General features: G+C 44.6%; 6 protein-coding genes. 2 read left to right on the top strand and 4 right to left on the bottom strand.

What is annotated here, in order from left to right:
• Positions 1-28 precede the first annotated feature (28 nt).
• The 3 genes from ACJHX7_RS07275 to ipuA all read right to left on the bottom strand — a co-directional run bounded on the left by ACJHX7_RS07275 (position 29) and on the right by ipuA (position 9534).
• Positions 29-7942 (bottom strand): phase-variable autotransporter adhesin UpaE, encoded by a 7914-nt coding sequence (locus ACJHX7_RS07275; RefSeq protein WP_094029668.1) that lies wholly within the window; start codon positions 7940-7942, stop codon positions 29-31.
• A 24-nt stretch (positions 7943-7966) separates the two neighbouring features.
• Positions 7967-8587 (bottom strand): helix-turn-helix transcriptional regulator, encoded by a 621-nt coding sequence (locus ACJHX7_RS07270; protein ID WP_000243051.1) that lies wholly within the window; start codon positions 8585-8587, stop codon positions 7967-7969.
• Between the two features lie 317 nt (positions 8588-8904).
• Complete coding sequence (gene ipuA, locus ACJHX7_RS07265) at positions 8905-9534, bottom strand: tyrosine-type DNA invertase IpuA (RefSeq protein ID WP_001181154.1); 630 nt, start codon at positions 9532-9534, stop codon at positions 8905-8907.
• Positions 9535-10282: 748 nt separating this feature from the next.
• On the opposite strand from ipuA, the gene ipuB reads away from it, so the two are divergent.
• The gene (gene ipuB, locus ACJHX7_RS07260) at positions 10283-10852 is read left to right on the top strand and encodes a tyrosine-type DNA invertase IpuB (protein WP_001224626.1); all 570 of its coding nucleotides are present in this window, start codon (positions 10283-10285) and stop codon (positions 10850-10852) included.
• Positions 10853-11246: 394 nt separating this feature from the next.
• On the opposite strand, the gene dsdC is transcribed toward ipuB, so the two are convergent.
• A complete protein-coding gene (gene dsdC / locus ACJHX7_RS07255; RefSeq protein ID WP_015674714.1) occupies positions 11247-12194 on the bottom strand; it encodes a DNA-binding transcriptional regulator DsdC in 948 nt (315 codons plus the stop codon).
• A gap of 217 nt (positions 12195-12411) precedes the next feature.
• Here dsdC and dsdX point away from each other — a divergent pair, with 217 nt between their 5' ends.
• Positions 12412-13749: a D-serine transporter DsdX gene (gene dsdX, locus ACJHX7_RS07250; protein WP_000556035.1), complete on the top strand. Its 1338-nt coding sequence runs from the start codon at positions 12412-12414 to the stop codon at positions 13747-13749.
• Positions 13750-13761: the final 12 nt, after the last annotated feature.

Here is a 13761-nt window from a genome sequence, read left to right as displayed (position 1 = left end):
CAGGAGGTCCCCTCCTGCCACTGTGTGATTAGAATATATATTTAATACCCAGCATTGCCTGGGCATCACTGTACCCTTTATCGCCAGCCTGAACACCAACATTGCCCCAGACATTCAGGTTATCTGACAATTTACCCTGAACACCCGTTTTGACTTCAGCAATATTTGTAGCTCCGTCCTGACTGAGTGCCGTATTATCCATTTTGACACCCCAGCTCCGTGTATTATGGATCCAGTTAACTTCCACAAATGGCTCGAACTGATGCGCCTTATTATCATCAGACGCACTCTTACCTTTCAGGTAAGTTCTGACGCCCAGACGACTCTGGATATTACCGTCTCCGCTGAGCTGAACTTTCGTGCCATTCTTCTCCGTATGCTCACTGGCTCTTACATTCATCCACGTGATCTGGGACTGCGGCTGAATATACCAGTCATAGTGACTACCCTGGCTACCGGTAAATTCGCCGGCTTTAAAGGTATAACCCGCTTCCACTGAACCGGTAAATCCACGGGATTTCCAGGACTCCGCAGCCAGTTTTTCACCATTAACGGTATTATTAAACCATCCGTACTGGATCCAGGTATCGACATAAGCCCCGTTGTCATTACCGTCATTCTGCTGCCACGTTCCGTATAAACCGGTGCTGTATCCATTGATCGCACCTTTAGATTTATATCCCGAAAGCGAGGATGTCGTGGAACTCTTCTCATTTCCATAACCGGCCATAATCCCCAGTTGCAGACGGTCCTGACCGTCAGTCCATTGCGCAATGCTGCCACCCAGTTGCACAACATAACGGTTACTTTGCGTATTCAGCTGTGAACTGCTGTCCTTCCAGCGATTATGACCGCCGATATGACGCATCCACATACTTGTTGCTTTCTTCTCACCAGTAAACACATCGGTATAGTAAGTTTCCCCCTCACGATCGTGCATTCTGATGTTGAACAGCGTGTTGGCTGCCGCTATGTTCGCAATATAAGAGCCCGCTTCCGGACGATAGACCTTCTGTACAGGTTTATCCGGCGTGGGGTGTGGCTGTGGCTGCGGTTGTGGCTGCGGCTGCGGTTGTGGTTCTGGCGGCAATTCAGAACGCAGATACCAGTTACCGTCAGTACCACCCGCATTACCTTTATGCAGGAAATATTCCCATGCCCCTGCCACCGCACGGTTCTGCAGTCTGAAGTTACCGTCAGACTGCCCACCGACATGCACAATCTCAATGCCGTCAGCGGTCTGAGCCCCCTGGCCCCGGACATTATTCACCACCACGCCGGTATCACCGGAGGTGTTACCCGTGACAATCAGTTTGTCAGTGGCAGAAGTATCATCCCCCAGCACGGTATTGATAATTAACGTACCGCCACCAGTGTAATCGCCATTTACGGTCAGGGTATTTCCTGTCTTACCACCGGCCAGACGAATGACGCCGGTATTGGTCAGTGAGCCAACGGTAAAATTGCCCGCCTCTGCCGTTTCATAACCTGAGAGAGCATTCAGTGATGCCAGTGTTCCCTGGTTATTAACCTGACCCGAAACGGTCCCCAGCCCACTCAGTGTGCCGCCATTAAGAACATGAATGTTTTTGGATCCTGACAACGTCGCGCCAGCGGCACGGGTGACTGAATCATCACCGACAATCAGAACGCCATTCTCAACCGTGGTATCACCGGTATAAGTCAGCTCATGATTAATGATCAGATTACCCGCCCCCTGTTTCACCAGAGCGCCGGAGCCAGTAATATCATTCTTCAGTAACCAGTTTCCACTGGCGGTAAGCCAGGTGACACCATCACTGTCAATCAGCCCGGTGCCCAGGTGTTTTTCATCTGAAGCCCGCAGAGCAGCATCTTTCTGCACACGGAATTCACCGCTGAAATTACTGTTATCCCCGGAAAGCGTCAGATCAGTGGTGTTCAGTATACCCACTGAACCTTCTCCGGACAGCGATTTACTCAGGTTACTGCTGACTCCGCTACCGTCGGCGATATCAATCGCCAGGCGATCATTAAGGCTTTCAAAGCTGATGGAGCCCTGGCTTCCCAGCCCCTGTGCGCCGTTCATTTCAACCAGCGCCCCCTGGGTAAGGCTGGCATTACCGGTAAACCCGATATTGGTGCCATGTACCGTCAGATTGCTGCCCGTGACAGCCAGCGTTCCCTCACCGGACAGCACATTGTTTTCAATGATGCCACCATTATCATCCCCCGGCTGACGCTGCGTGCCGCTGACCGTGAGTACACTACCGCTATCAAGCTGAATGTGCGCTCCCGTTTCTGTCTGCAGTGCACCGACAGTCTGGCTGTATCCGTTTGTTCTGAAGACTGCATTGCTGGCGACGTTCAGATTACCTGTTGCGCCAAGTACATTATTATTTGCCATCTGTAATGTGCCGCTGCGCACCAGCGTATCCCCGGTGTAGTTATTACCGCCGTTAGACAGTGTGACAACCTGCCCCGCAGCTTCGATGGCCAGATCCCCTGCCCCCGTTAACTGTGCGCCAAGATCTGTCTGCAGTCCCTGGGCATTCGCTCTCGGTGTCAGCACCAGCGCTTTATCACCGGTTCCCTGTAAATCCAGCGACTTCAGCCCATAGCCTATGTACAGTCCGTCACCTTTAATACCGTCGGAGCTTCCCAGCAGCTTATAGTCATAATTTCCCTGAGCTACAACTTCACCGCCCTGAGTGACATCAAACGTCTGACTGTGAGAAATAGCCTGCCCGTTTTCATCCACCAGTTGCAGTTGCCCGCCAGTACCGGTGACGGTACCCGCTGCATTCACCAGTGTGACCAGGGTCTGCGCATCATCCTGCTCCAGCAGATTCTTACGGGTATCAACAGCCGGAATATCATTAATCACTTCATCTGGCATGGTGACCTGAATTGTGCCTTTCCCCCGGATATCCAGCGTACCTGCAGCAGAGGTTTCAATACTGTTGCTGGCAATGGTATCGCCCGGCATAACGGAACCAAAAATCAGCGTTCCGCCATTGAACCCAAGACCGCCAATCTGCTGAACACCGGAGCCAACCGTTGTGATATTCCCGGTTTCAGACATCAGCATTGCATGGGTTAACCCGCTCGTATTCAGCCCTTCCAGAGCAAAGCTACTGGTACCCAGCTTCAGAGTTCCGGCAAATTGATCCCCGACGTTATGGCTGAATTCAAAAGCAGATGTGTCGGCATCAAGACGGGCAGACAGTGTTCCTGTGCCTGTTAACAGTGGATCAAAGGTAAAGTTGCCTGCAACTGCGGGAATAATGGCCAGTTCGCTGCCCGATTCAATATCGACGGAACCCGGGCCGGTCCCCCCATCGGTCAGCACAAGAGCTTCCTTCAGAGTGACAAGCGAACTGTTCTTCAGCCCGACATGTTCAAAATTCCGTAGTTTTACAGCAGAATCCAGCGTATGAATGGCGTTATCAAAAATCAGGGAATCAGAATCTCCCTGCCCGCCATCCAGCAGGTTCCAGGTTGCCCCTTCGCCTTTAATGGTGAAGGTGTTCTTCCCGGTACCGGCAGTAACCTTATCAACATGAGCCTTACCATTGAGCGTTACATTGTTATTGCCATTTCCTGCAGTCACTTCTCCTGTCAGTATGCTGCCATCATCAAATAAAAATGTATTGTTACCCTCTTTTGCACTGACGGTTCCGGTAATACTGCCTTTATTGGTGAATGTGTTATCACCGCCGTTCAGAGCCACAACCCCCTGAATTTCAGCACCGCTGTCATTCAGTACGGTGGTATTCACGGCGTCATCAAACGCCATTGCAGTCCCGGTGGCGGACGCAGCTTTAATCTGACCTTTATTGGTAAAGGACTGTGCTTTTGAAGCATCCACTACGGCATGACTCAGAGAAGCAGAGATGAGATTACCGCTCTGAACCACTTCACTGGCCGCATTGTTAACCACCAGAGCGGAACCGCCATCGGCCTGTGTAACATTGACACTTGCACCACTCTTCACGACAGCACCATCTTTAGTGTTGGCGAAAATACCCGTGCCGCCCGTGCCTTTCAGATTAATGACTAATCCAGCGGAGTCAGACATATCCAGGTTATTATCGGTTTCACTTCCGTCAGCTTTCTGGAACGCCAGTGCAATTCCACTGCCGTCTACATTAATAGTGCCGCTGTTGGTCTTGGCCAGAGAAGCAGAAGTTCGCACACCAATGCCATCAGCCACATTAATTTCAGTCGTATTGGTTAACTGAATGCCTTCAATTTCTGCACGGTTCTCAATCCCGTGACCGACCGCACCTGCAGCATTAACATTGATTTTCGCACCATCAATAACCAGCCCCACAGCCCCTGTATCCAGCAGGATGCCATGCGCATTTTTCTGACCTTCGATCGTTCCCAGGCCACTCCCTGCCAGGTTCAGTGACGCGCCCGCCCCCAGCTTAATGGCAGCCTCACCATCCACAGCGACGATATCCCCTCCCGTGCTGGTAATCTGAGCGTGTTCACCTTCAACAAATAATGCAACGCCATTGACCGCTATACGGCTTCCTGTATTTTCAAAACGACCATTATCAACCCAGACGCCGATATTATCTGTACCGGTAGTGAAATCAATGTTGCCGCTGTTAATCAACAGTCCCTGATTACGCGTAATAAAGCCCTTGGCATTATTCAGCGGCGAAGAGATATCTGCCTCATTGGTAATAACCGAGCCAGTATTCGTTTGTGTAATACTGCCATCCAGAGCGTATTCATTTCCGTCAACTTCCGCGACAACAGCGCCATCCCCTACAAGGTTAACTGATGCCCCCTGTTTCAGCGTCGCTGTCGCACCACCAGTTACATATAATCCCTGAGCCTGAGCGCCCAGGATCTGGAAATCACTGCCAGCATCAGCCAGGACATTGCTCCCTTTCCCTGTGGCCCAGATACCACGGCTGCCTGTCCCGGAGGTTTTCATCAGCAAAGAGCCGGCCTGTTTTGCCCCATCTTCAATACGGAAAAGTACAGAACGTTCCCCACTGGCATCCAGCAGAGTTCCCGGTGCAATATTCGTCTTAATGGTTGCACCATCTCCGATAATACGAAAAGCAATCTGATCGGTAATACCAGAGCCGTCAGAAGCAAAGTTCGGTACTGCCGAGCCATCAAGGTTAACAGTCCCTTTATTGCTGGCCTCAACGCCAATCGCCCCCTGTCCCTGCAAAGATATAGTACCCGCGGTCATATTAACCGTTGTTGTTGTACCAGATGCTTTTATACCCGTTGTACGGTTAGCATTATCTCCCCCCTTGAGAACGAGATTTCCCGAGTTATTAATCGTTGTAACATCTTGTGTGGCATTAGCAATTAGTCCCACACCACCATCCTGAACTGTAATATTTCCGCTGTTGGTACCAACAGCACCCTCCTCAACCCGGACGCCCACTGTATTCTTTCCAGTAAAGATGATATTACCGGTATTATTTAGAGTGGCCCCATTACGGGCGATATACCCGGTCACTTTATCCTGGGTGGAACTTAACTGAGCCCCCGCCGTTAATAGTGTGGTCTTGTCCTTCGGATTAATGAGTTTGCCGGAAATATCATAGCCATTGCCATCCGCAATACCGGCTATTGCACTGGCATTATCCATATTGATAATGGCATTACTTTCAATTGTGCCCTGCGCTCCCCCTTCAATTAAAGTCGCTGTAGCCCCCTCCCCCGTCAGGTTGATGGTCATTCCTCCAGACGTTACTGTCGAGGCCACACCGCCATCCGATTTCCCCGTGGCAATAAGTGCATAAGAGTTCTTACCAGACGCCGTAAGTGCAGAAGAAGCATCTGCAGTTCCCTGGAATGTCGCACCGCTGGCAATACGGAATAATGTTGAGTTTTCAGTGGACACATCCATAACACCGCTTCCGGTATTATGAATGGCAGAGTCCTTTCCATAGACATAAAAGCCTATCTGATCGCTGCTGCCAAATAGCACTGCACCATTGCCTGACAAGGTAAGACTGCCGCCATCTTTGGCAAAAACCCCCACAGCACCAGTACCGGAAAGATTGATTTTTCCGGATACATTAACATTGCTTCTGGCACCTTCCACCCAGGCACCATAGTTACGGAAACCACTACTGATACCCTCGCCGCCAACATTTATCGTACCGTCAGAATTTAATTGCCCTGCATTGATTACCTGTAGCCCGGTACTGTTCAGACCATTAACATTGATAATCCCGGAGTTTTTCATCCCGGAGCTATTATTTGCCAGCATGCCAACATTCAGTGCAGGTGCATCACTGTCATAACCGTCAATAGTGATAGTCCCTTTATTTACCACATCAACACTCCCGGCATCCTTTGCCAGGATTCCGTAGTTCCCCTGAGCCCCCCTGCCCAAAAAAATAGTACCTTCATTAACGACTTTGTTTGCACCATTTTGTACTTCAATCGCAACAGAACCCACAGCCGAATGAGTCGCAGTTTTATCCTCCGCAATACCTACATTGATGCTCCCGAAGGCCGAGTTAATAAAAGAGCCTCCAGCTCCAACATTTACACCTCGTGTTTTGCCATTATTATCATTAGTTGATGCATCGGCAGTAATATTTATTGTGCCTTTATTTGTTGCCATGCCCCCATTACTAACAACAATTGCGGTGTTAATCCCCTCTGGAGCGAAAGCATTTTTAAATGGGCGAATATTAATAACACCATTATTAATGGCTGAAGAACCATTACTACCGGCAACCATCCCCTCTGCCTGGAGAGCATATTTATCATTATTATCCCAAACAAAAAGTGTACCATCGTTAACAATGGTACTGTCTTGATAGGCAATCATTTCAGTACCAATGGCATCAATGACCCCTTCATTAACACCGGTCCCACCATTAGTTGCAACGATCCCTCCTCCATTCCCATAGGCAGGAAGAACTCCAGTTAATTTACCCGTTTTACCTAATATTGCTCGTGCGTTATTGGTTGCATGGAGAACAGCAAGCAGCCCTACATTTTCTTTGTAAGGAGTTGAGTCTATACGTCCCCCAGCGGTCATATCCACATTGTAATTATGCTTGGTGACAATAAGGGCCTTATTAAATTCAGCATCATACTGCTTATAAGAAAGCGTTTTGTCCTCTAGTGACTTTATCAAATATTGATTATATTGCTTTAAATCATCAAGAGAGTTAATATGGTGTACTTTTCCCGCCCAATCAGTAATTGTTCCAGCATATTTCATTGAGTCAATGATTTTTTGAGTAACGCCGCCCCCCTGCATGGTTGCACCAGGCTGAAAATAAAAATCATTGACCGAGTTCCATACAACAGAGGAACCTTCTCCATCAGCTACAGCAAGCTGTGTATTTTTAAAAAAATTACCGATTGCTGGTGAACCCACATCCAAAATAGCTGTACCGCCATTATTGGCTGTTACAAAACGTGTCGCATTGAAAAAATCTGCAGTGCCACTAAAACCAGGAATGGTTTCATTTCCTCCAGTCCCCGCATCGCGTTGTGAGAAAGAGTCAGTATCAAACACTTGAAGTGTTTGATAAGCGCCAGTAACCTCATCCTTCACTGTAATGGTTTTTGTTTTTTCTCCGGTATTGACGTAAATCAATCCGGATAAATTATCTCCAGTGGTGTAACCATTTAAAATTGCCTGTTCTACAGTCATCCAGATAAGACCTGACCCACCAGACTGGACGACATTTGGACCAGTGATGTATTCGGTTTTACCACTTACTGTTGCAGCCCCAACACCCGAGTTATTCGTACCCGGACGCCAGTCTGGTGACAATATGACATCTGCCATTGCGTTATTGCAATTAATTGCAATAGCGCCCCCCAGAACCATTGCTGATAAAGCAATTCCTAAGCGAGTTGATTTACATTTTTTTCTACAACTCGTCAATTCTGAAACAACATCCCATTTTTGGGTTGTATGGTTCCAAATGACTTTATATATCTTATTCATAACACTAATACTCTTGAACGTACATTATAATTGAATATTTTCACTAATAAGGGAACGCGGAATATTTATAAATTGATGTAAACGTTTTACCCCGAGTTTATCCATAGCTCTACGACGATGCGTCCACACAGTCTTACTGGATATACCCAAGGTGTTAGAGATCCATGCAATATCTTTTCCTTCCTTGGTATATATAAAGATACTTTTCTCCCTCGGGGATAATTGTCGTTCTAAAAAAGAAACTTTATGACTCGCGCGAATATTTTTTTTGCACCTCCAGCCATTGATAAATTTATCTATATAGAAACAAAATTGCTCTGCTGTTAATTTCCACGGTATGAAAGGTATGCCTTTATTACTAACTACACCATTATCCCCCCATGCCAGGCACGGAATATTGACAGGCTGGCTTTTTAGCCATTGGTGAATGAAATACAGTGAGCGTATACAGGTAGTAGAATCATTATCAGGGAATACAGGTAACAACAACGATTGCTCATCCCGAAAGCAAGATGTGCCAAAATCACGAATCAGAGAAGAATAGTCGTCCACAGCGATGACTTTCACGTACGAAAAACCCCGCCAACGCATACTCTTAATTGCTTGAATTATAAAAATATTTTTTGTCGTCGTAATCAAAACCATGCAATCAATTTCCTGTTATCCCCTTTCCCAATTTCCTTTTGCTTTGCACACCGGGGGGAGACAAACCTTGAGGCACAGGTTTACAAAATGACCCATTTTGACAACATCAATTTAATTAACTACAAATAGCACAAAACGCAGGTAAAAAACCTGCGTATTTATTTTAATTCAGAATATAATTTTGATTATTATTTACATTTTGGCTTTATACGCCAAAGATTAAAAAGAAGACAAACCTACCTCTTTATGTGTAGATTGACGTCACACATTGATCTAAATCAGTAAATTTAATGTTTTTTATAGAAAAAAATGTTTTTCTATACGAGAATTTCTAAACAAAGATTGGGTTTACATTTTGGGTCAAAATGTTGCTTTTTTGCGTCACCTCTCCCCCACATTTTTTCAAATCTCATTGAATTAGAAGCAGTATAAATTACCGTATGCCTGATATTACGATGCCCGAGATAGTCCTGAATAAGACGGGTATCCACACCATTATCTGCTAGTGAATAACCACATGCATGGCGTAACATATGTGGATGAACTTTAATATTTAAACCTGCATTTTTACCCGCAGCAGAAACTATGTTATAAAATCGTTGTCTCGATAATGGTTTTCCTGTTCGGGAAACAAATAACCACGGGTTATCATTGAAATGTTTAACATTTAATGAATTCCTTTCATTCAGCCAGTTTGTTATTGCAATCACCTCTTCCTTTTGAAGTGGATGGACTGTACTGAATCCATTTTTTATCCGTTGAATATATATTTTTTCTGTAGTTAGTTCTAAATCCGACAACTGCAGAGATAAGAGCTCACTAACACGCAGACCATGAAAATAAGCCAATAAAATCATGCAAACATCGCGTGAAGAGCAACTCTTTTGTCTTACAGATTGAAGTAGTAAATTAATTTCATGATGCGTTAAAAATTTTCTGTTTTGCATAAATCACCTCTATTTATATAAAATAGCCATGTCAACTATGATGAAAGAATTACATTTAGTCAATAATATAATTCATATAGTTGCTGTATGATTATAGATTAATTTATTAAAATTCACCTAATCTAATTAATCGCTTGTAAACGCATATAAACAACCTTCGTTATGTAACTATCGTTCAAAACCCTCCTGTAAATATAAAGAGCCCTATAAGATGATTATAAAAAAGTCCTATAACCCGAAATAGCATCCCCTCATAAAATTAAGCTCAACATCGGCATATTTAAAAAGTATCCAATGCAATTAATATTTTATCTAAAATTAACATTGTATCTTGTATATATTACATCCATGAATGTATGAATTTTTTTATTTAAAAATTAATGCACTATAACAAAAAACATCACCGAGTGTTAAAACTAACACAACAATTAACCAAAATAATATGACTGTTTATTTTTCATCCGTAAACAAAAAGGTACAAATATTTTCACCACAAAAAAACCACCAGCATGTCATTGAATTACTATTCACAATACACACCTCCTTGTGCTTATTTATGCTCATTAGTTGACTAATAATGATCTATGCCCGCTGGGCAACTATCTCTCTGGCGGGGTATTGATGAATATCCATTTAGTGGCATAATTTAAACCCCAGCTCATTATTTGCTTATAAAAAACAAGCAATAATACCAGGCTCTGGTATTTATAGTTTATTTTTTAACTTAATTAGTATAACCGATAATATTATGCGCAAATTTATTACTCATAGTGAATGGTTGTTATTTTTTGAAGCCATCAACGGTTCAAAAAATGAAATTAGAGATAAAGCCATGTTACAAATGGCATATGTACATGGTCTTAGGGTAAGCGAGCTTATTGCACTAAAGATTAGCGACATTGACTTTTCAGAGTCAGCAATATATATCAAGCGTTTAAAAAATGGATTATCCACAGTACATCCCCTGCAAAAAGAAACTGTTCTGTTATTAAAAAAATGGCTAGCACTACGTGATAACATAGTAAAAAAACCTTTTGAAGACTCTTTATTTCTTTCTTGTCAAGGAAATAAAATCTCGAGACAATATGTGTATAAGATGTGTAAGAAATATAGTCACAATATGAATATTAATATTCATCCTCACATGCTTAGGCATGGTTGTGGGTATGCTTTAGCTAATCAAGGGTTAGACACCAGACTAATACAAGATTATTTAGGGCACAGAAATATACATCATACGGTATTATATACAGCCAGTAATGCAGCAAGATTTAAACGAGTATGGGAGGGTGATGTGTTAGATATAAAGAAGATATAACCCCTGTTCTAAAGGCCTCAATTCATTGAGGCTTTTAGCCCCTCATTTTTATGACATACAACTGATAATCATAATAGATCCTCAATATTAATCAAAATGAGAAATAAATCACCTTTTTATTAAAAATTAATTTTTTTAAAGTCACAAACCAACACATATAATATTTAATAAAAATGCCACCAGCAAATATATTGCCACTTATCTTTTCTCTGGTAATCTAGTTTACTATAAATTATCGCTCTCCAATATTCGACGCCAAGAAGATGTGGTTATTTTATTTATCCTTTTCGTAACTATTGACAAAACAATTCCCATATAAAAATTGCAATTTATAAAGCCAACATACACTTACAGTGCATAATAAGGTTATTTAGGAACCAGATGATTTAATGTATTATAAGGTATAACATTCATATTGACTTACCTGTTCTCTTAACCAAGTAATAAATGCCTCAATTTTTGGCCACTGCCTGCCCGGTAATGTGGTGATGTAATAATGCTGATGGCATTTCACCGTCATATCGCCAAACGGCGCGACGAGCTCACCACTGGCAAGCCTTTTTTGTACCAGGCGTTTTCTTCCCATCGCTACCCCAATATGATTCATCGCAGCGATAACAGCTAAATCAGAACGATCAAAGCCAATCCCAGAAGATGTCGGCAAATTAACCGCATAATGTTGCGCCCAACTATGCCATTCATCCGTACCGGAGTCGTTGCTCCATGCCTGTCTGTCATGGAGCAACGTACAGTGGCGCAGGTTAATTACCTGGTTGGTTAAAGCATGTCTTTGAGCGTATTCCGGGCTACATACAGGCAGGATTTCTTCATCCATCAGAAAGTGATGAGTCAATTGCGCTGACGGCGCGTCATCAAAGTATATTGCCAAATCGATTCCGGCACGTTGCAAATTGACATTGTCATTACCAGTAAGCACGGTGAGCGAAATAGACGGATAGCGGCGTGTAAAGTCACCTAATGCGGGCACCAACCAGCATTGGGCGATAGAGGGCCGGGAATACAGCGTTAACGTTCCCGATAATTCCTGATTTTTGATATCAAGAATTTCCTGGTTCAGGGTATCCAGCGACGATTTTAGCGCCCAATAAACGCGTTTCCCCTCGTGCGTTAATTCCACTTTGCGATGGGAACGAACAAACAACTGAATACCTAATTCTTCTTCCAGCTGATTGATACGGTGACTTACCGCACTGGGGCTCAGCGACAATTCCTCTGCCGCAAGGGCGAAGGACTGATGCCTGGCTGCCACTTCAAAAGTATGCAGTTTTGATAGTTGCCAGCCGTTAAGCAGTCGATTTCTTATTTCACGAAGGGGTTCCATAATCACCTCATTTTTCTCTTAAGTGTAAAAAAATAGCGGCAAAATTTCAGCTGTAAGGTGAGCTAAAGTGAACCATATCTCAATTCACCTTCATTTTTAGATGTAAATCACTCCCTTGATGCAATTTAGCTCATGTGAAAGGCAAATTTTATCGTTTGTCAGCCTGCGTTGTTTTTTTGTCCAATATCATCAGGTTAATCACAGGGGAAGGTGAGATATGCACTCTCAAATCTGGGTTGTGAGCACGCTGCTTATCAGCATCGTGTTAATTGTACTGACCATCGTGAAGTTCAAATTCCACCCGTTTCTGGCGCTGTTGCTGGCCAGCTTCTTCGTGGGAACGATGATGGGTATGGGACCACTGGATATGGTAAATGCTATTGAAAGTGGAATTGGCGGAACGCTGGGGTTCCTTGCTGCGGTTATCGGCCTGGGCACGATACTGGGAAAAATGATGGAAGTATCCGGGGCCGCAGAAAGAATTGGTCTGACACTTCAACGCTGTCGCTGGCTTTCAGCTGATGTCATTATGGTGCTGGTTGGCCTGATTTGCGGCATCACGCTATTTGTTGAAGTGGGCGTCGTGCTATTGATTCCTCTGGCTTTTTCAATTGCCAAAAAAACCAATACCTCATTGTTAAAGCTGGCCATTCCGCTGTGTACCGCATTGATGGCAGTGCATTGCGTGGTTCCCCCACATCCGGCTGCTTTATATGTTGCCAATAAGCTTGGCGCAGATATCGGTTCGGTGATCGTCTACGGTTTGCTGGTTGGGCTGATGGCATCACTGATCGGTGGCCCACTTTTCCTTAAATTTCTGGGTCAACGACTGCCCTTTAAACCTGTACCCACAGAGTTTGCCGATCTCAAAGTTCGCGATGAAAAAACACTACCGTCATTAGGCGCAACGTTATTCACCATACTGCTACCCATTGCGCTGATGTTGGTTAAAACGATTGCCGAATTGAATATGGCGCGTGAGAGTGGTTTGTATACCTTGCTTGAGTTTATTGGCAACCCTATTACTGCCATGTTTATCGCCGTGTTTGTCGCCTATTATGTGTTGGGTATACGCCAGCATATGAGCATGGGGACAATGCTCACACATACGGAAAATGGCTTCGGTTCTATTGCTAATATTTTGCTGATTATCGGGGCCGGAGGCGCATTCAACGCCATTTTAAAAAGCAGCAGTCTCGCTGATACGCTGGCAGTTATTCTCTCCAATATGCATATGCACCCGATTCTTCTGGCCTGGTTGGTGGCACTTATTCTGCATGCTGCAGTGGGCTCCGCTACGGTGGCAATGATGGGGGCAACGGCAATTGTTGCACCCATGCTGCCGCTGTATCCCGACATCAGCCCGGAAATTATTGCGATTGCTATCGGTTCAGGTGCGATTGGCTGCACGATCGTTACGGACTCGCTTTTCTGGCTGGTGAAGCAATATTGCGGCGCTACGCTCAATGAAACATTTAAATACTATACGACAGCGACATTTATCGCTTCAGTCATCGCTCTGGCGGGCACATTCCTGCTGTCATTTATCATCTAAGCGCAAAGAGAC

It is taken from the genome of Escherichia sp. WS1451, assembly GCF_046487365.1.
In the GTDB taxonomy this organism is placed as follows: Bacteria; Pseudomonadota; Gammaproteobacteria; order Enterobacterales; family Enterobacteriaceae; genus Escherichia; species Escherichia coli.
The sequence above is the reverse complement of the archived record's forward strand: the minus strand, read 5'-3'. Positions and strand labels throughout refer to the sequence as shown.